This is a genomic window from Bacteroidales bacterium (assembly GCA_014860575.1).
GTDB lineage: Bacteria > Bacteroidota > Bacteroidia > Bacteroidales > JAAYJT01 > JAAYJT01.
Genome location: JACZJK010000032.1, coordinates 22,050 through 40,048 on the forward strand (window position 1 = coordinate 22,050; position 17,999 = coordinate 40,048).

Annotated in this window: 21 protein-coding genes and 1 tRNA gene; 16 read left to right on the top strand and 6 right to left on the bottom strand. The window is 39.7% G+C overall.

What is annotated here, in order from left to right; genetic code table 11:
- The first annotated feature begins 140 nt into the window (after positions 1-140).
- Together IH597_08575 and rnr are read left to right on the top strand one after the other, a co-directional pair.
- Positions 141-1,688: a glutamate--tRNA ligase gene (locus IH597_08575; protein ID MBE0662509.1), complete on the top strand. Its 1,548-nt coding sequence runs from the start codon at positions 141-143 to the stop codon at positions 1,686-1,688.
- Between the two features lie 2 nt (positions 1,689-1,690).
- On the top strand, positions 1,691-3,850 hold the full coding sequence (rnr, locus tag IH597_08580) for a ribonuclease R (GenBank protein ID MBE0662510.1): 2,160 nt from the start codon (positions 1,691-1,693) through the stop codon (positions 3,848-3,850).
- A gap of 88 nt (positions 3,851-3,938) precedes the next feature.
- Here rnr and IH597_08585 read toward each other — a convergent pair whose 3' ends face one another.
- Both IH597_08585 and IH597_08590 read right to left on the bottom strand, forming a co-directional pair.
- Positions 3,939-4,622 carry a DUF554 domain-containing protein gene (locus tag IH597_08585; GenBank protein ID MBE0662511.1) on the bottom strand — a complete coding sequence of 228 codons (684 nt, stop codon included), beginning with the start codon at positions 4,620-4,622 and terminating at the stop codon, positions 3,939-3,941.
- Positions 4,623-4,638: 16 nt separating this feature from the next.
- A complete protein-coding gene (locus IH597_08590) occupies positions 4,639-6,162 on the bottom strand; it encodes a toxin-antitoxin system YwqK family antitoxin (GenBank protein MBE0662512.1) in 1,524 nt (507 codons plus the stop codon).
- 578 nt (positions 6,163-6,740) lie between these two features.
- Here IH597_08590 and rpiB point away from each other — a divergent pair.
- Positions 6,741-7,181: a ribose 5-phosphate isomerase B gene (gene rpiB / locus IH597_08595; GenBank protein ID MBE0662513.1), complete on the top strand. Its 441-nt coding sequence runs from the start codon at positions 6,741-6,743 to the stop codon at positions 7,179-7,181.
- Position 7,182: 1 nt separating this feature from the next.
- Positions 7,183-8,568: a lactate utilization protein gene (locus tag IH597_08600; protein ID MBE0662514.1), complete on the top strand. Its 1,386-nt coding sequence runs from the start codon at positions 7,183-7,185 to the stop codon at positions 8,566-8,568.
- Between the two features lie 4 nt (positions 8,569-8,572).
- Here the strand turns inward: IH597_08600 and IH597_08605 are convergent, their stop codons facing one another.
- A complete protein-coding gene (locus IH597_08605) occupies positions 8,573-9,079 on the bottom strand; it encodes a hypothetical protein (GenBank protein MBE0662515.1) in 507 nt (168 codons plus the stop codon).
- Between the two features lie 83 nt (positions 9,080-9,162).
- Here IH597_08605 and dnaG point away from each other — a divergent pair, with 83 nt between their 5' ends.
- From dnaG to IH597_08665, 12 genes are all read left to right on the top strand, one after another.
- On the top strand, positions 9,163-11,118 hold the full coding sequence (dnaG, locus tag IH597_08610) for a DNA primase (protein ID MBE0662516.1): 1,956 nt from the start codon (positions 9,163-9,165) through the stop codon (positions 11,116-11,118).
- A 74-nt stretch (positions 11,119-11,192) separates the two neighbouring features.
- Entirely contained in the window at positions 11,193-11,402 is a 210-nt protein-coding gene (locus IH597_08615) for a DUF2892 domain-containing protein (protein MBE0662517.1), read from the top strand.
- Between the two features lie 144 nt (positions 11,403-11,546).
- Positions 11,547-11,846 carry a helix-turn-helix transcriptional regulator gene (locus IH597_08620; GenBank protein ID MBE0662518.1) on the top strand — a complete coding sequence of 100 codons (300 nt, stop codon included), beginning with the start codon at positions 11,547-11,549 and terminating at the stop codon, positions 11,844-11,846.
- Between the two features lie 156 nt (positions 11,847-12,002).
- Positions 12,003-12,470 (top strand): DUF1573 domain-containing protein, encoded by a 468-nt coding sequence (locus tag IH597_08625; GenBank protein MBE0662519.1) that lies wholly within the window; start codon positions 12,003-12,005, stop codon positions 12,468-12,470.
- Between the two features lie 149 nt (positions 12,471-12,619).
- Positions 12,620-13,087: a DUF1573 domain-containing protein gene (locus IH597_08630; GenBank protein MBE0662520.1), complete on the top strand. Its 468-nt coding sequence runs from the start codon at positions 12,620-12,622 to the stop codon at positions 13,085-13,087.
- 167 nt (positions 13,088-13,254) lie between these two features.
- On the top strand, positions 13,255-13,719 hold the full coding sequence (locus IH597_08635; GenBank protein ID MBE0662521.1) for a hypothetical protein: 465 nt from the start codon (positions 13,255-13,257) through the stop codon (positions 13,717-13,719).
- A 2-nt stretch (positions 13,720-13,721) separates the two neighbouring features.
- On the top strand, positions 13,722-14,444 hold the full coding sequence (locus tag IH597_08640) for a sulfite exporter TauE/SafE family protein (protein ID MBE0662522.1): 723 nt from the start codon (positions 13,722-13,724) through the stop codon (positions 14,442-14,444).
- 5 nt (positions 14,445-14,449) lie between these two features.
- Positions 14,450-15,727: a permease gene (locus IH597_08645; protein MBE0662523.1), complete on the top strand. Its 1,278-nt coding sequence runs from the start codon at positions 14,450-14,452 to the stop codon at positions 15,725-15,727.
- A gap of 6 nt (positions 15,728-15,733) precedes the next feature.
- Entirely contained in the window at positions 15,734-15,988 is a 255-nt protein-coding gene (locus IH597_08650; GenBank protein ID MBE0662524.1) for a thioredoxin family protein, read from the top strand.
- A gap of 18 nt (positions 15,989-16,006) precedes the next feature.
- On the top strand, positions 16,007-16,423 hold the full coding sequence (locus tag IH597_08655) for a hypothetical protein (protein ID MBE0662525.1): 417 nt from the start codon (positions 16,007-16,009) through the stop codon (positions 16,421-16,423).
- 7 nt (positions 16,424-16,430) lie between these two features.
- Positions 16,431-16,748, top strand: a complete 318-nt coding sequence (locus IH597_08660; GenBank protein MBE0662526.1) for a winged helix-turn-helix transcriptional regulator — start codon at positions 16,431-16,433, stop codon at positions 16,746-16,748.
- An 11-nt stretch (positions 16,749-16,759) separates the two neighbouring features.
- On the top strand, positions 16,760-16,993 hold the full coding sequence (locus IH597_08665) for a TM0996/MTH895 family glutaredoxin-like protein (protein MBE0662527.1): 234 nt from the start codon (positions 16,760-16,762) through the stop codon (positions 16,991-16,993).
- A 140-nt stretch (positions 16,994-17,133) separates the two neighbouring features.
- Here IH597_08665 and IH597_08670 read toward each other — a convergent pair.
- The 3 genes from IH597_08670 to folB form a co-directional block, all read right to left on the bottom strand.
- A tRNA-Cys gene (locus tag IH597_08670) sits at positions 17,134-17,204 on the bottom strand.
- Between the two features lie 38 nt (positions 17,205-17,242).
- A complete protein-coding gene (locus tag IH597_08675) occupies positions 17,243-17,440 on the bottom strand; it encodes a cysteine-rich CWC family protein (protein MBE0662528.1) in 198 nt (65 codons plus the stop codon).
- Complete coding sequence (gene folB, locus IH597_08680) at positions 17,421-17,801, bottom strand: dihydroneopterin aldolase (protein MBE0662529.1); 381 nt, start codon at positions 17,799-17,801, stop codon at positions 17,421-17,423. Before folB ends, IH597_08675 begins: the two co-directional genes overlap by 20 nt.
- Between the last annotated feature and the right edge of the window lie 198 nt (positions 17,802-17,999).

Sequence of the window (17,999 nt, forward strand, 5' to 3'; positions counted from 1 at the left end):
AAAGTTATAAAACAATGAGCATAATGAATCAGTTTATAACGAATACTCTGCTTGTCAAATTATTATGAACCGCTATGCAATCAACATTTATAGCCTTGCTGCTTCGTTCTTCCTATCTTTGCATAACAATTCAAATAACCATGAAATTACCCGAAACCCGCGTCAGGTTCGCACCAAGTCCAACAGGACCTTTACATATCGGAGGTGTAAGAACCGCCCTTTACAACTATCTGCTTGCCAGAAAAAATAATGGTAAAATGATTCTGCGTATTGAAGATACTGACCAGGGGCGTTTTGTTCCCGGAGCCGAAGAATATATCATTGAGTCGTTGTCCTGGTGTGGTATTGAATTCGATGAGGGTGTGCATGTAGGAGGCCCGTATGCTCCTTACCGTCAGAGCGAACGCAAGGAATTTTATGTGAAATATATAAATCAATTGCTTGAAACCGGGCATGCATACTATGCTTTTGATACACCCGAAGAACTGGATGCCAGAAGAAAAGAAGCGGAAACACTGAAATATCCACCATTTCAATATGATGTGGTAACGCGCAATAAACTCAGGAATTCATTGGTATTGAATGAGGAAGAAGTAAAGCAACTGATTGCCAATCAGACTCCTTATGTTGTCAGGATCAGGATTCCCGAAAATGAAACCATTGTTTTGCAGGATACCATAAGAGGTACCGTGGAGGTTGAAAGCAACTTACTGGACGATAAGGTTTTGTTTAAATCTGATGGGATGCCTACCTACCATCTGGCCAATGTTGTTGATGATTATCTGATGAAAATCACCCACGTAATCCGTGGTGAAGAATGGTTGCCATCCGCCCCGCTGCATGTGCTCCTTTACCGTGCTTTTGGATGGGAATCCGTTATGCCGGAATTTGCACATTTGCCTTTGTTGCTTAAACCCGATGGTAAAGGAAAACTAAGTAAAAGAGACGGCGACAGGCTTGGGTTTCCGGTTTTCCCCTTACAATGGAATGACCCGGCAAGTGGAGAAATTTCATCAGGCTACAGGGAATCAGGTTACTTGCCGGATGCTTTCATTAATATGCTTGCCATGCTTGGCTGGAATCCCGGAACTACTCAGGAAATTTTCACAATGCAGGAACTGATAGATGCTTTTTCGTTGGATCGTGTAAGCAAATCAGGCGCTAAGTTCGACGCGGACAAAGCCAAATGGTTTAACCACCAGTATCTTCAGAACCAACCAGCAACTGATCTTGCCAAACTGCTTCTCCCGTATCTCACTCAAAAAGGAATTGAAGTTGACGAAAGCAGGATCGCACAGATTATTTCGCTTATAAAAGAGCGCGCAAATCTCATTCCTGAACTTTGGGATCAAATGGCGTTTTTCTTTTTCCGACCCGAAACATACGATGAACAACTTATCAAAAAACGTTGGAAACCAGAAACTTCCGGATCACTGATGGAAATCACATCTTTACTCGAAAGCACAAATAAAAAAAAGGCAGAGGAATTATCCTCGCAAATTAAAGGTTACATTGAAGATAATCAACTTAATATGGGAGTTATTATGCTTCCTTTGCGTATTGCGTTGGTTGGTTCGGCAATGGGACCGGATTTGTTTGAGATCATGGAAATACTTGGAAAGGATGAAACCATACTTCGCATAAAATCAGCCATAAAAAAAACAGATTCTACAATTAGTACCAAATAGTCATGAATAAGAAAAAAACTACTCGCAAAATTAATCCTGTTTCAAAAAACACTTTTATAAACAGTGTGCAGGCAGTGTTTACCGATCATCCTTATCGCGCCCTCAATTTCAGGCAAGTTTCATCGCATCTTGGGCTAAGCGATAAAGCAAGTAAAGAACTCGTTAAGCAGATTCTGGATAGTTTGAGCAAAAAGGAAATCATTGTTGAGCTGAACCGCGGAAAATACCAGCTCAACCAGGAAAAGATGATGGAGTTAATACCTCAAAACTTTGTGACTGGATCAGTAGATATGAAGCAGACCGGAAAAGCTTATATTATTACTCCCGATCTTGATGAGGACGTTTTTATCGCCTATAACAACACCGGGCGCGCGCTTCATGGTGATAAAGTTAAAGTCCATCTGTTCCCAAAACGCAAGGGTCGTAAAATAGAAGGCCAGATTGTAGAAATCGTTTCCCGTGCAAGGATTAATTTCGTGGGAACCATGAATATAAGTGGAAAAATGGGATTTCTCACTCCCGATGATGTCACTATTCCGGTTGATATTATGATATTGCCCGAAAATCTGAAAGGAGCTAAAAACGGTGAAAAGGTTGTTGTAAAAATGACCGAATGGCCAGAGCATGCCAAAAACCCAATGGGCGAAGTAACCGAAGTGCTTGGCAAGCCAGGCGATAATGAAGTTGAAATGAAATCCATCCTGGTAAATCACAACTTCCCGCTTTCTTTCCCGAAGGCTGCTGAAAATGAAGCAGGAAAAATAAAAGAAACCATCAGTAAAGAAGAAATAAGCAGTCGCAGGGATTTCCGCGAAGTGTTTACGGTTACAATTGATCCTGAAGACGCCAAAGACTTTGATGATGCCCTGTCATTGCAAAAGGTGAAAGATGATGTCTGGGAAGTTGGCGTGCACATTGCTGATGTTTCTCATTATGTGAAACCAGGTTCCGCGATTGATGCCGAAGGTTATGACCGGGGCACCTCTATTTATCTGGTAGATCGTGTGATCCCAATGCTTCCCGAAAAGCTTTCAAATATGGTTTGTTCACTGCGGCCAAATGAAGAAAAGCTCTGTTTTTCAGCAGTTTTTTTAATGAATGAAAAAGCTGTGGTGCTGGAGGAATGGTTCGGAAAAACAATTATCAATTCTAACCGCCGCTACAACTATGAAGAAGTACAGGCAATGATTGAAGGCGGTGAAGGCGATTACAAGGACGAGCTTTTGTTTCTGAACGGACTGGCACAAAAGCTTCGCAATGAACGCTTCAAAGGAGGGGCAATTAATTTTCACTCTGTAGAGGTTAAGTTCAAACTCGATGAGAATGGGAAACCGTTAAGTACTTATATCAAGGAAAACAAAGAAGCCAACTGGCTGATTGAAGAATTCATGCTGCTGGCAAACCGCAAGGTCGCCGAATTGATTGGAAAGAAAAAAGGCGCTGCAAAACCCAAAACTTTTGTGTACCGCGTGCATGATGAACCCAATCCTGAAAAATTAAACCGTTTCACCGAATTTATCGGAAAGCTGGGTTACAGCATGAAGACCGGCTCAAGAAAAAGTATGGCACAATCTTTTAACCGTTTGTTTGAACAAATATCCGGTAAAGGCGAAGAAAACATGATTGAAGCCATCGCTATCCGAACCATGGCCAAAGCCGAATATTCAACTCAAAATATCGGGCATTACGGTTTGGATTTCAGGCATTATACACATTTCACTTCACCAATACGGCGCTATCCCGATCTGATGGTCCACCGCTTGTTAGAACGCTATTTGTCAGGCAAGCCTTCTGTTATCGAGGAAGAATACGAACCAAAATGCCAGCACTCATCTGAAATGGAAAAGAGAGCCGAGCAGGCAGAGCGTGATTCGGTAAAATACAAGCAGGCTGAGTTTATGATGGACAAGATCGGGCAGGAGTTTTATGGACTGGTTTCCGGGGTGAGCAAATGGGGAATTTTCGTAGAAATTGAAGGCAATAAATGTGAAGGAATGGTATCACTCAAATACATGAACGACGATTTCTATTACCTTGATGAAGACAATTACCGCGTGGTTGGCCAACGCTACGGACAGGAATACAAGCTTGGCGACCGGGTAAAAATACGAGTACGAAAAGTGGATCTGCAGAAAAAGCAGATGGACTTTGTACTGGTGTGATATGGAACGCTGATGACGCTGATTAAACTGATGATCGCTGATTAATAAATCCGTGCAAATCTGCTAAATCCACGTCATCCGCGTTCCTTTAAATCAAGTTTACCAGATAATACATCACCACCGCCATCAGCAATGCCGGCAACAGGTTTAATATCTGGATTCGTTTGATTTCAAGAATATTGATACCCATGCCTAGTAAGATGATTCCACCGGCGGCTGTGATCTCCATGATTAAAGGTTCGGAAAGTACATTTTGTAATGAGCCGGCAAATAATGTTATTCCACCCTGGTAAATCAGCAATGGAATCACAGAAAACATCACACCAATTCCCATAGCCGCCGAAAGCGCGATGGATGAGAATCCATCCATCACCGATTTGGCAAGCAGCAATTCCGGGTTTTGGTTCATACCTTCTTCAAGGGCGCCAAGCACGGTAAGGCTTCCCATGCAGAAAAGAAGAAAGGCGGTTATCAGCCCTTCAGTGAACCTTATATTATTGATTTTTAGTTTATTTTTCAGCCACTCCCCTACCTTATTCAGGCGTTCATCAAGGTTGAGCAATTGGCCGATGATGGCTCCAGAAACTACTGACAAAATTAATATCACCCAGTTCTGCGACCGGAATGCCATAGCCACTCCAAAGAAAATGGTTACCAACCCAATGCCCTGAAATACAATGCTAGTAATCTTTTCAGGCAATCGTGTTTTAAGCAGCAAACCTAGCAGACTTCCTGCAATAACCGCAGCAACATTAACAAAGGTTCCCAGCATTTAATTTATGAATTGATCATTCATCGAATTCTGGTTTAATTTTTACCCCATCATACTTTACTTCCCTGTTATTACTGTAAGTGATAACAAGCAAGGGTGTGCCGTCTTCATTGTAGCGGATCCAATCACCTTCCTTACGGCCCATGATGTATTCTTCTTCGTCTTTCTTATTTCCGTCTTCCCAGTAGTAAATATGCTTTCCATTTGGATTGTCATCAATAAACTGTCCTTCAAAACTTAACTGGCCGTTACTGTAATAATGTTTCCAAACTCCATTTCTTCGACCCGAACTGTATGAACCTTCAATTTTGTGGTTCTCAAAATTATAAATCCATTTGCCTTCTTCGAGGCCCTCAAAATATTCGCCTTCTGAAATAATTTTTCCAAAAGGGTCAAACTCTGTTACAAGGCCATCCTGTAATCCGTTGATAAATAATTCTTCCCTCCAAAGATTTCCATTATCATAATACCAAACCCACTCTCCAACAGGCTTACCTTCATCATCATAAGTCCCCTTTTGCTCAAGTGTACCATTCTCATGATAATAAATCCATTCTCCGGTTTTCTTATTATTCTTGTAAGTGCCTTGTGCTCTTAAGCTACCGTCAATGTAATAATCTTCCCAATCACCTTCTTTGTTTCCTTCTTCATCAATGATCCCTTTGCCGATCACGTTACCAGCGGCATATACGATAGCTTCTGAAATTGATCCGTCTTCGGCATATTCCCTGCTTACGCCTTCAGGTAAATTATTACGATAAGTTGTTACCCGGCTTATAACACCAGTTTCATAATATTCCGTTACGACTTCAAGGCGGAAAATTTCAGGAGCATCAATAATTTCCTCATCATTAACAAACTTTTTAAGATCAAGCAGATTTCCATTGCGATCGTAAGTTTTAAAGAAACCGTCTCTTTTTCCGTTTCGGAATGTTCCTTCCATTTGCAATGCTCCATCATCGTAAAAATATTTCCACCTCCCCTGTTTTAATCCGTTATGATCATGACGGTTAATACTTTCCCGGTTTATTATAAAGCCCCGACGGTATTCAATTAAAGTAATGATGTTGCCTTCATGGTCGTATTCAAACCCATTCCCTTGCTCAAGTCCGTTTTCAAACGGGATGGTTCGCATTAATGCACCATCAGTAAAAAAGTGTTCAGTAAGTCCCGTTTTTACATCTTTAACGAAACGCTCCACAATGATTTCATCCACGCGGTAAGTTTTTCTGATTCCGTCTTTAACACCAGCTTTATAGCTGATTTCTAAACTAATATCGCCAGTTTCATCATAAAAAGTCCAAACACTATCTAATTCGAAATCAACTCTGTTGCCTTCCGATTTGATGATGCCGTTTTCATGGTAAGTTTTCCAATACCCATCGGGCTTTCCATTTCTCATTGTACCTTCGCTGGAAATATTTCCGTTGGTATGATAAAAAATATTGTAACCATCGGGGTTGAATGCTTCCTGGGAAAATGTAGTCATCCAACTCATCTGAGAAATAACGACTACCAATATTTTAATCAGGCTTTTCATATTCTCATTTGATACTGCAAGATTACTGCAAGATGATGGCTTGCACAAATCCTGTTTTAAGCGTGCTTATTATAAATGAATTTGAATAAAAAATATTATAAGTATTAAAGGGTGTTAATTGTGTTCGCATTATTTGCGCATAAAATTAGGATTTTGAGTTATCAATTTTCTATTAACACCCTGCTAACAATTATGAATGATCAATTTATTGTAAATCAGTAATCCGAAATTGAATTAACAATTTGAAGTAAAAGAAGAATGTTAATAAAATTCATTGCTAAATTAGACCATTTTTGTTCATCAGGAGTGGAATAACTATTAACAAGTACTACTGTTTTAACCTTATGAACCCAAAAGGGAAAAATCTGTGTTCATAAATTCTATTTATTAAAAAGCGGTAACAACTTATTAACAAATAAAGCCTGTTGAATGTTAATATTTCTTAACTGATTGATTTCTATCATTTTTAGAAATTAGTCTCTTGGCTTCAAATCAAAATAATTCCCTAGCTGGCAATACGCTAAAGTCGGAACCATTCATTTTTAGCTACTTTTGTTTTAAAATAAATTAACATTGCCATGCAAACAAAAGAGTTGGCATTAGGATGTGATCATGCCGGATTCAAATTAAAAGAAGCGCTTATTAATTATTTGAAGGAGAAGAAAATTGAATTTGAAGATTACGGAACCTTTTCTGAAGAGAGTGTTGATTATCCTGATTTTGCACATTCAGTTGCAGATGCGGTTAATAGTGGCGTTTCAGAAAGAGGAATTTTAATTTGTGGAAGTGGAAATGGTGTAAACATGACAGCCAATAAATATCCAAATGTAAGAGCTGCTTTATGTTGGAATACTGAAATAGCAAGGCTTGCACGCATGCATAATAACGCTAATATTATCTCATTTCCAGGACGGTTCATTGATAAAGAAGAAGCCTTAAAGGCTCTTGATGCTTTTCTTAATACTGACTTTGATGGAGGCAGGCATGCAATAAGAGTTCAAAAAATACCATGTAAATAGCATGAGCACCAAGCCAATCACATATACTGACTTTGTTAGGTCTACTGAAAAAGTTGCATTCGATCGGGAGCATCGTAAAAAGATAAACTACAATATCTCAAAATACGATGCTGCTGTTAAAAATGGAAAAAGGCAGTTTAGTAACCTTGACCTGGCAAAAAAGAAAGCTGCCGTTATAAAATACAAGGTTATCAATGAACTTGACCGTTACCTTGTTGAGTTCGAAAAGAATTTTGAAGAAAGAGGTGGAAAAGTAATTTGGGCACTCGATGCAGAAACTGCTGTAAAAGAAGTGCTGAATATTGCCAAGAAGCACAAAACCAAAATGGTGGTCAAATCGAAAAGCATGGTCACCGAAGAAATTGAGTTGAACAAACATCTCGCGAAGAATAAGATAGAAGTTGTTGAAACCGATTTAGGTGAATTCATTGTTCAGCAATTAGGGCAGGCGCCATATCATATTGTGACCCCAGCCATGCATCTGTCAAAGGAAGATGTAGCCAAACTTTTTCATGAAAAGTTTGAAATGCCTGAAAACAGCAGTCCTGAGCAAATAACTCATTTTGTAAGAAAGCTTTTGAGGGAGAAATTTAGCCAGGCTGAGATTGGAATTACCGGCGCTAATTTCCTGATTGCTGATACCGGCTCCATTGCAGTTAATGAAAATGAAGGCAATGGCATGATGACAATGTCAGGACCCAAAATTCATATAGCAATTACAGGAATTGAAAAAGTAATCCCATCAATAACTGATCTTGACTTATTTTGGCCATTGCTCTCAACCCATGGAACTGGTCAGCGGCTAAGCGCTTATTGCTCTGTTATCAATGGGCCACGACAGCAAAATGAAGCAGATGGCCCGGAGGCTATGTATGTAATTTTAATTGATAACGGGCGAACCAATTTATTGGCTCAACCCAACCAGCGTCGTGCCTTGACCTGCATTCGTTGTGGTGCTTGCCTTAACGCCTGTCCTGTTTACAAAAATATTGGCGGGCATGCTTATGGAACCACTTACAGTGGTCCGATAGGCGCCGTTATTGCACCCTACATGCTTGATTTTGAAAAATTCAAACATTTAAGTTTTGCTTCATCACTATGTGGTAATTGTACAGAAGTGTGCCCCGTGAATATCAACCTGCATGAGCTGTTGCTGCACAACCGGAATGATTCAGTTAAACGCAACACCAGTACATTCTATGATAAAATCAGCATGTTGGTGATGAAAAGATTTATGATGAAAAGAAGCAGAATAGATGGTGCAAGCGCAGGTTTTAAAAACAAAATTCTAAGAAGATTCTTCAAAAAGGCCTGGGGTAGCAGAAGGCAAATGCCTGTAGTACAACCCAAATCGTTCCGTCAACTTTGGGAAGAGCGCCAGCAGTAAGGAACTAATGCAATCCTTCAAATGAAGGGTGCGAAAGTATTCCGGCTAAAACATCTCTTACAGTTTCATCGCCATATGTTTGTAGTTTTTCTGAAAGTACTTTTTTTCGCTCCGGGCGATCTTTGATTTCTTTTATGATTGAGATCAACTCACGATATTGGGAAATTCTTAAAGCATCTTCAAGAGCCAATTGAATTGCGGACATATCCACCTGATCGCTCTCCTTTTTATCGGGTAAGCCAAAAGTCTCAAGTTCAACAATAATCGTTTCCAATATTTCACGACCGAGTTTTTTAACAATATCAGAAGAGGATGCACCGGAAGTATCCCTCAAGGTCCAACTGCTGTAATCATAATTAATATTTCGTATCTGGTTGATTTTTTCTGAATCCCGGCCAAAGATCCGATCCAAAACCAGTACTGTGGTGCTTTTCCAGATATTGAGATCAAATTCTTTTTCGGCCAATTTCTCAATTTGTTTTCTCAGGAGTTCAATTTCTTTTTCAGCCATGTTGCTTTTATAATTAGTAGTGAATAACAAAGGTAGCAATGTATTGTGTAATTTAGCCATCAACGAAATAAATCACTAAATCATTGATTTCAAAAGAAATAATTCAAACAATTATTGAAACCGCCAGGGTAGAGGAGGTGATTTCTGATTTTGTGAACCTTAAAAAAAGAGGCGCAAACTACATTGGGCTCTGCCCTTTCCATAATGAGAAAACTCCGTCTTTTTCGGTTTCGGCAACAAAAGGGATTTATAAATGCTTTGGGTGTGGAAAGGCTGGCAATGCTGTTAATTTCATTATGGAACACGAGCATTATACTTATCCTGAAGCCCTTCGGTTCCTGGCAAAGAAATATAATATTGAGGTTGAAGAGGAAGCCCAAACGCCTGAATATATTCAGGAACAAAATGAAAAAGAGAGCCTCTACAATATCAATCAGTTTGCGCAAAAGTTTTTTACTGATTGCCTGAACAATCACCAGGAAGGAAAAGCTGTTGGATTAACTTATCTGAAAGAGCGCGATTTTACAGACGATAGCATTGAGCGTTTTCAACTTGGCTATTGTCCGGATACATGGAAAGAGTTTACCGAACACGCATTAAAAAATGGTTATGAGCTGAAATTCCTGTTTAAAAGTGGATTAACTGTTGAGCGCGAAGGAGGTGATCATTTCGATCGCTTCCGTGGTCGGGTAATTTTTCCGATCCAAAATCTTACTGGCAGGGTTCTGGGATTTGGCGGTCGCATCCTGAAAAAAGATCCCACCAAACCAAAATATGTCAATTCGCCTGAGTCTGATATTTACAGCAAAAGTAAAGTCCTTTACGGGCTATTTCTGGCGAAGAATGCTATAAATTCTGCTGATAACTGTTTTCTGGTAGAGGGATATACTGATGTTATATCCTTGTTTCAAAATGGGATTCAGAATGTGGTTGCATCATCCGGAACATCGCTTACTACGGAGCAAATCAGATTAATCAAACGCTATACAAATAACATTACCATTCTTTACGATGGTGATGAAGCAGGCCTGAAAGCTTCATTCCGTGGTATTGACCTGATCCTTGAGCAGGGAATGAATGTTAAAGTAGTTTTGTTTCCTGAAGGGGAGGACCCGGATTCTTATGCCAGAAAATACCGTCCCGCGGAAACTAAAACTTACCTGGCCGAAAATGCAAAAGATTTCATCAGGCTAAAAACCGGTTTGTTACTCGAAGATGTTAAGAACGACCCTGTTAAGAAAGCCGGTCTGATAAAAGAAATAGTCGGGTCAATTAGCCTCATTCCGGATGAAACAATGCGGCTTGAATACATAAAAGCATGTGCCGATCTCATGGATGTTGATGAGCCAATCTTGTTAAATGAACATAAGAAAAACCAAAGAAACAAACACAATAATACCAGAATTGCGGAAAGCCAGGATGAATCGGAGTTTATCCAACCAAGCAATATTACTGCCACGCAGGTTGAGTTTAAAACTGACAGTAGTGCCTTTCAGGAAAGTGAGATTATAAGGTTGTTACTTGCCTATGGAAATAAAGAAATTGCATTTGAAAAAGAAAACGAGTTTGGCCGCTTTGATTTATATCATGTAAGTGTGGCGGCATTTATCATCAACGACTTAAATACTGATGAAATAGTTTTTGAGAATCCAGGTTTTCAATTAATATTTAACCAGATGGCAGAAAGTTTGAACCGGGATGGAATACTGCCGGACTTTCAATATTTCACTTCACATCCAGATCCTGCAATTGCCAGCCTCTCAATTGAACTTATCAGCAACCGGCACGAACTCAGCGATAATTGGAGAATAAATAAAATCTATGTAAATGGTGAAGAGCAGTACTTAAAACAAACCGTTACAACATCGGTGTTGGCATTAAAGGCAAAAAAAATCAATCAAATTCTCCGAACCATTCAATCAAAAATGAGAAACAGCGCCAGTATAGAAGAGCAATTGGAACTACAAAAAGAAAATCAACGTTTTAAAGAAATACTGATCAGGATTAATAAAGAGCTTGGCCGGGTAATTGGATCGTAAATACTTTGTTCGGTTTTATCAAATAATTACCTTTAGCCCCTGTTATAAAATTACGAACCTTAAGCATAATGAAAATGAAAAAGAATGTTGGCACCTTTGACGCTATTGTACGGTTCATCATAGCCGTTGGAATTGGTGTGTTGATTTACCGCGAAATCCTTACCGGAACTCTTGCCATTTTACTGGGAATTGTAGCTGCTGCATTGCTAATTACCGGATTGGTAGGCTGGTGTGGAATTTATAGACTATTGGGCATCAGGACCTGTCCTAAAACAAGTAAATGATTTAATCACGAAATTCAACTTAATTTTTAGGGCATATGATTTGGTGGCAAAAATTTGCCGCCCAAAACTTGCCTTTGCCTCTTTATGGATTATCTTTGCAAATAGAACTATCCAACTCCCCCACATTATCGAAAACTAATGATTATGAAAACCAAAGATTATTCAAAGAAGCATAATGATATTGCCAGGATCACAAAACTGTTCAGTCACCCTGCGCGCATCCAGCTATTGGATATTCTTATGACCAAGGGTTATTGTAAAAGCGAAGACATGATGGAGGGTTTTCCGGTCTCTTTTACCACTGTGTCACAGCATTTAAAGGAATTCAGGGAGCTTGGGCTGGTTTATAAAAAACATAATGTATCAGGCATTTCGTACCACCTTAACCCGGAGAAATTTAATTTGATGAGAAACCAGCTTAATGATTTTTTTTCTTCTAAATAGGTAAAAACGTTTTTCTGGCATTGTTTTTAGTGGTGATAATCCGGGTAGCTGAAAACCCTTTAAAGAGCAATAAACAATCAAAAAAACTCTTAAAAAATAAATCATTTCAATTAATTATTTGTTCATTTGTAAAAATTAACCCAAAACTAAAAGAAGATGAAAAAGAATCTCATTGCATCGGCTGGTATTATTTTGTTAGTGCTAAGTTTCACCGCCTCTGCTTTTGCCCAGACCGAGTCCACTACTAAAGGGCCAGTTATCGAATTCGATAAAGAAACTCACGATTACGGAACCGTTTATGTTAATGGCGATGGTAATTGTGTATTTACCTTTACAAATAAAGGTAATGAACCATTGGTTCTCTCTAATGTAAGGGCAGGATGTGGTTGCACCGTTCCCGAATGGCCTCGCGAGCCGGTTTTACCTGGAAAAAGTGCACAGATAAAGGTAAAATATACCACGTTAAACAGACCACATACCATTAATAAATCAATTGTAGTCACATCAAACTCAATTGTTGACAATACGATTGTTCTAAGGATCAAAGGAGAGGTGGTTGCAGCACCTAACCAGGCATCACCGGAAAAAGTACAAAGCCAGCTTTCAGCGCCCGGGACTAAATAAAAAGGTTTTAAACAAACTCATAATGAGCCACTTAAAACGAGTTGGCTCATTTTTTATTAAAATATTTCGGGATTCGACGAAATGATAAATAAATTATTAATAATTTTGCCGCATCCTTAAATTTTAAGGATCAATTAAAAAGTATAATTATGAAAAAGGTAGTTTTTTCTTTAACCGGCATGATCTTCTTGATGCTGTCGTTTGGCTTTTCCTTACTGGCACAAGAAGAAGCGAAAGTCTCAGGGCCATTGATTGAGTTCGACAAAGAAACCCACGATTATGGGACAATTTATGTTAATGGCGATGGTAATTGTGTATTTACTTTTACCAACAAGGGAAACGAACCGCTCCTCTTAACTAACGTAAGGGCCGGATGCGGTTGTACCGTACCCCAGTGGCCACGCGAACCAGTGCTGCCAGGCGAAAGCGCTGAAATTAAAGTCAAGTACACAACTGTCAATAGGCCACACACGATCAACAAATCTATTGTAGTTACATCAAATTCTGTTACCAAGAATACTGTTGTCCTGAGAATTAAAGGTGAAGTAGTGCAGGCTCCGGATCAGGCATTGCCGGAAAAGACAAAAAGCTCTTTATCATCTCCAGGGCCTAAATAAGGATTAATGATATTATTACGAGCCACTTGATTACGAGTGGTTCTTTTTTGTTAAAATATTTCGGGATTCGTCGAAATAGGAAATGATTATGGTTTGTACAACATATCTTAATATTCTTTACTACCAAAAAATGATTTGTGAGGTTTAACTAACTAATTCTGATGATTATGAAACAAAAAATGATTGCATTTATGAGCTTTGTATTCGGATTGATCCTTTTTTCAAATTGTTCACGACCAGATACAGCTGCAAAGGAAGAGAACAGCTATGTTTCTGTGGTTGCAGATAATCTTGAGGATTACCCTGTAAGGGTTTTATCTTTTCACACAAGCAATCGCTGCCAAACTTGCCTCACCATTGAAAAAATTGTACGGGAAACGGTTTTGACAGAGTATAAGGAGCAGGTTGAAGACGGAACACTAAAGCTTTATGTCATGAATGTTGAACAGGCCGAAAATCAAAAAATAGCTGAAGAATATGTGGCTTATGGTTCGGCTTTGTTTGTTAGTTCCGGTGTCGGCGAACTCACAGAAATAAGTGATCTGACCAACAACGCCTTTATGTATGCCGGAACAAACGCTGATAAATTCATAGAAATTTTGCGCTCAACGCTTAATCAGCACCTTGAATAGCTATGGAATACCTGCAATCATTACTTGAGGCTTCCTCTTTTCCGATCTTTACAGCCTTTATTTTGGGTTTGATGACTGCTGTAAGCCCTTGTCCGCTGGCAACAAACATCACTGCTACGGCCTTTATCGCCCGTGAGATCAACAACAAAAAATATGTGTTCCTCAGCGGAGTAGTTTATACCCTTGGACGAGCCATTACCTACACGCTTATTGGTGTGATACTGTATTTCGGAGCAAGCACATTTCAAATCGCTCATTTTTTCCAGAAATATGGCGAGCGTCTACTCGGGCCGCTGCTGCTGATTTTTGGGATTTTCATGCTGGATTATATTAAAATAAATATACCCGGATTGCGCGGAGGTATTGTCAATAAGCTTTTGGAGCGTATCAAAATCAATAACCTCTGGAGTGCCTTGCTTATTGGCGTATTGTTTGCACTGGCATTTTGTCCCTATAGCGGTGTATTGTATTTTGGCATGCTAATCCCGATGACTGTCGCCAGCCCCGACGGCCTGATCCTTCCATTTGTTTTTGCCATTGCCACCGGGCTACCTGTAATTTTAGTGGCTTATTTGCTGGCATACAGTGTTTCAGGGATCAGCAGTTTTTATAACAAGATGAAAATCTTTGAAAAATGGTTCAGAAGGGTAGTTGCCATTGTTTTCATTGTGGTCGGACTGTATTATATTTTCGATTTCTATATTAATCCTTTTCTTATCTCGTAATAGCTATGGAAGCTAAGAAAGAACTTAAGATTTTCGCCTGGTTACTGGTATTTTTCCTGGCAGCATATTTTCTACCTATTGGCGAAACCCGTTTTGACAATGCCGTTTACGAAGCGCTTGTGCTTACCAAGTGGTATGCCCGTGAACATGTATTGCTTTGTTTGATACCCGCGTTTTTCATTGCCGGTGTAATTGCAGTTTTTATCAGCCAGGCAGCGGTTATCAAATATTTTGGGGCGAAAGCCAACAAATATTTGGCGTACCTGGTAGCGTCGGTTTCCGGCACCATTCTGGCGGTATGTTCCTGCACAATTCTGCCTTTGTTTTCAAGCATCCATAAAAGAGGAGCTGGATTGGGACCAGCCATTGCCTTTCTTTATTCCGGCCCCGCCATAAACATTTTGGCAATCATTCTTACTGCAAGAATTCTGGGGTGGGAACTTGGTTTGGCAAGAATCGTAGGGGCGGTGGTTTTCAGCCTGGTAATTGGGCTGCTTATGGCGTTTTTCTTCAGGAAAGAAGAAAAAGAGCGTAACGATGCTCAAATGAATGTTCCGGATGTACCGGAAACAAGGCCCATGTGGCAAACTTCTTCTCACTTTTTTATTCTCGTATTTATCCTCGTATTTGCCAACTGGGGAACCCAGGATATTTTCGGCATCAGTAAATGGCATATTACAGCATTTTTTGGCATTGCTTTCATGTTTTCGCTGGTATATATTCTTAAAATGAAGTGGCAACATGTTGTGCTGGCTGCCTTACCGGCGATTGTAAGCAGTTTTATTTTTAGTGCCCCCGAAATACCGTTTATCCTGGCTGTTGCCGGTTTGGTTGTTTTAACCCTTTCAAAAGAAGGAGAACCCCGTGAATGGCTTTATGAAACCTGGGGTTTCACAAAACAGATTTTACCTCTGCTCGCTGCAGGAGTGATGATTGCCGGACTATTACTTGGAACCGAAAACGGCGAAGGGCTTATTCCCAATGCCTGGGTAGCCACATTGGTTGGTGGAAATTCGTTATTCTCTAATTTGTTTGCTTCTGTGTTTGGTGCTTTCATGTATTTTGCAACCCTAACAGAGGTTCCCATTTTGCAAGGATTGATTGCTTCAGGGATGGGCCAGGGTCCTGCGTTAGCCCTTTTACTTGCAGGACCAGCGCTTTCATTGCCCAATATGCTGGTTATCCACAGTGTAATGGGTTTTAAGAAAACCGCTACATTTATTCTGCTCGTGATAATTATGGCCACAATTTCAGGGTTGATTTTTGGATCATTTTATAATTAAGCAATTATGAAAAAAGTTGATATCACTGTTTTAGGACCGGGTTGTCCCAATTGTATCAGGCTTGAGACTATGTGCCGGGAAGCAATTAAAAATATTGATGTTGAAGCCAGTATAAATAAAATAACGGATCATGAAAAGATTGCCGATCATGGAGTTTATCTGACACCGGGCTTGATTATCAATGAAAAGTTAGTGCTCAGCGGAAAAATGCCAACGCTGGCAACATTAGAAAACTGGATTAAAACGGCAGCAAAAGAGTAGATTGAATTTTATCAGACAATGCTAACAGATTTGGAAGATTCAGGAATTAAGATCGGCAAGATTCATCATCTGTCGCCCAGGGAGGCATTTGAAGCGGCTAAAAAAGGTGCCGTATTTGTTGATGTACGCCATGCTTATGAAACGTGTTACAAGGGATTTGGTGTTGAAGAGGTTATATACATTGATCACGAGGAAATAAAAGAAAGATACACCGGACTGCCACAGGATAAATTCCTTGTTATTGCAGATTCGGTTGGGCTTCACAGCAAGGAAGTGATTGAATTCCTGCAGCAAGTAGGATTTACACATCTTGCAAATCTTAATGGCGGTATCTTTGATTGGGAAAGAGACGGATTGCCATTGAAAACAAATAAGAAGGAAAAATTAACCGGATCCTGTGCATGCATGCTAAAACCGCACGGGAAACGAAAATAATGATTGAATGAAAACGAAAAGTGTATACACAACAGATATTGAAAAGTTCGCCAGGTATTCAAAAGCAATGGCTCATCCGGCCCGTGTTTTTATTATCCGTTATTTAGCCGATAATGCTGATTCCTGTTGCTATAGCGGCGATGTGGCTGAAGAGCTGCCCATTGCCCGCAGCACCTTGTCAGAGCACCTGAAAGAATTAAAAAATGCCGGATTGATTCAAGGTGAGATCAATCCTCCGTTTATAAAATACTGCCTGAATAAGCAAAACTGGGAAGAATACTCAACCCTTTTTAATTTACTAGTACCTGTAAAAACAACTATTTAATAATTATTACTATGGAAATTAAAGTATTAGGACCCGGATGCATGAAATGTAAGAACATGGAAAAAGTGGTTCGCGAAACAGTTGAACAAAACAACATTGATGCACAAATAAGCAAAGTAGAAGATATCATGGAAATTATGACTTACGGAGTGATGACCACACCAGCGCTTGTTGTTGATGGAAGAGTAGTGATCAAAGGATATATTCCCTCCAAAGATGAAGTCTTAAGAGTGCTAACCCAATAATACTGTTTGAAATGAAACCTGGTAATACCTTTGATGTTCATTTGATTCAACGTATTACCGGATCAGTTTGATTTGATAAAAACGGGGATTATCTTAAAATAAAAAGAAGAAGCGCGTTAAACACTTCTTCTTTTCATTTGAGGTCTCAAGCGGATTCGAACCGCTGTACGAGGTTTTGCAGACCTCTGCCTAGCCACTCGGCCATGAGACCAATTGTGTGCAAAGATATAAAGAAAAAACAAATTCCAATTAGCAGCTTTCTTTGACTTTAACTGCATACTTGCCCAAACACTCGGAGCATAGGCAATCGCTGAAATGTTGCCGGATCAATTCCATATTTTCCTTTGGGATCACATAGGCCATGCACCAGCATTCAATTGAGTGCGAACACTCAAACGTAACGCCACATGATGGGCAGGTTTTTATCTTAGGTGTTGGGTTCTGCATCTGTCCAATCGTCGGTTGATAATGTTACACAAACCTTGTCAACCTTGCCGCCGAGCGGGGGATTGAGCTTTGAAATTTTCACTTCAGCAGCATTGATGGCCGGAAAGTTGTTCATAACCGATTTCAGAATACGGTGAGCTACATGCTCAAGCAGATGGGCTTTGATTTCCATCTCTTTTTTCACCAGTTGATACACCGTTTGATAATTCACGGTTTGCCTCAGGTCGTCGCTTACTTCGGCATCGCTGGTATCGGCTTCGAAATAAAAGTCAACAATAAAGCGGGTTCCAATTACCTGCTCTTCGGCAAAGCAACCGTGGTAGGCAAAAAATTCCATGCCTTCAACCGATATCATTCCCATAGTTTTCTAATTTTTAAGAACCGCAAATTTACTAAAATGCAGCTTTGACTGATAAAGATACTGTTGTGGTCTGATTGTCTTAAACAACCTTCATCTGTTCGCAGTAATTTGACTTTGTATTGTAAAGTCTTGTGTATCCAGTCATGGTTCCCGAAATCTTTATCTAACCTTTCATGTAATACTATTACTTTTGCAAAC

What these genes read in the sequence shown, in the direction of transcription:
- IH597_08575 (MBE0662509.1), top strand. Translation starts at nt 141, where the DNA reads ATGAAATTACCCGAAACCCGCGTCAGGTTCGCACCAAGTCCAACAGGA.
- rnr (MBE0662510.1), top strand. Translation starts at nt 1,691, where the DNA reads ATGAATAAGAAAAAAACTACTCGCAAAATTAATCCTGTTTCAAAAAAC.
- IH597_08585 (MBE0662511.1), bottom strand. Translation starts at nt 4,622, where the DNA reads ATGCTGGGAACCTTTGTTAATGTTGCTGCGGTTATTGCAGGAAGTCTG.
- IH597_08590 (MBE0662512.1), bottom strand. Translation starts at nt 6,162, where the DNA reads ATGAAAAGCCTGATTAAAATATTGGTAGTCGTTATTTCTCAGATGAGT.
- rpiB (MBE0662513.1), top strand. Translation starts at nt 6,741, where the DNA reads ATGCAAACAAAAGAGTTGGCATTAGGATGTGATCATGCCGGATTCAAA.
- IH597_08600 (MBE0662514.1), top strand. Translation starts at nt 7,183, where the DNA reads ATGAGCACCAAGCCAATCACATATACTGACTTTGTTAGGTCTACTGAA.
- IH597_08605 (MBE0662515.1), bottom strand. Translation starts at nt 9,079, where the DNA reads ATGGCTGAAAAAGAAATTGAACTCCTGAGAAAACAAATTGAGAAATTG.
- IH597_08615 (MBE0662517.1), top strand. Translation starts at nt 11,193, where the DNA reads ATGAAAAAGAATGTTGGCACCTTTGACGCTATTGTACGGTTCATCATA.
- IH597_08620 (MBE0662518.1), top strand. Translation starts at nt 11,547, where the DNA reads ATGAAAACCAAAGATTATTCAAAGAAGCATAATGATATTGCCAGGATC.
- IH597_08625 (MBE0662519.1), top strand. Translation starts at nt 12,003, where the DNA reads ATGAAAAAGAATCTCATTGCATCGGCTGGTATTATTTTGTTAGTGCTA.
- IH597_08630 (MBE0662520.1), top strand. Translation starts at nt 12,620, where the DNA reads ATGAAAAAGGTAGTTTTTTCTTTAACCGGCATGATCTTCTTGATGCTG.
- IH597_08635 (MBE0662521.1), top strand. Translation starts at nt 13,255, where the DNA reads ATGAAACAAAAAATGATTGCATTTATGAGCTTTGTATTCGGATTGATC.
- IH597_08640 (MBE0662522.1), top strand. Translation starts at nt 13,722, where the DNA reads ATGGAATACCTGCAATCATTACTTGAGGCTTCCTCTTTTCCGATCTTT.
- IH597_08645 (MBE0662523.1), top strand. Translation starts at nt 14,450, where the DNA reads ATGGAAGCTAAGAAAGAACTTAAGATTTTCGCCTGGTTACTGGTATTT.
- IH597_08650 (MBE0662524.1), top strand. Translation starts at nt 15,734, where the DNA reads ATGAAAAAAGTTGATATCACTGTTTTAGGACCGGGTTGTCCCAATTGT.
- IH597_08655 (MBE0662525.1), top strand. Translation starts at nt 16,007, where the DNA reads ATGCTAACAGATTTGGAAGATTCAGGAATTAAGATCGGCAAGATTCAT.
- IH597_08660 (MBE0662526.1), top strand. Translation starts at nt 16,431, where the DNA reads ATGAAAACGAAAAGTGTATACACAACAGATATTGAAAAGTTCGCCAGG.
- IH597_08665 (MBE0662527.1), top strand. Translation starts at nt 16,760, where the DNA reads ATGGAAATTAAAGTATTAGGACCCGGATGCATGAAATGTAAGAACATG.
- IH597_08675 (MBE0662528.1), bottom strand. Translation starts at nt 17,440, where the DNA reads ATGCAGAACCCAACACCTAAGATAAAAACCTGCCCATCATGTGGCGTT.
- folB (MBE0662529.1), bottom strand. Translation starts at nt 17,801, where the DNA reads ATGGGAATGATATCGGTTGAAGGCATGGAATTTTTTGCCTACCACGGT.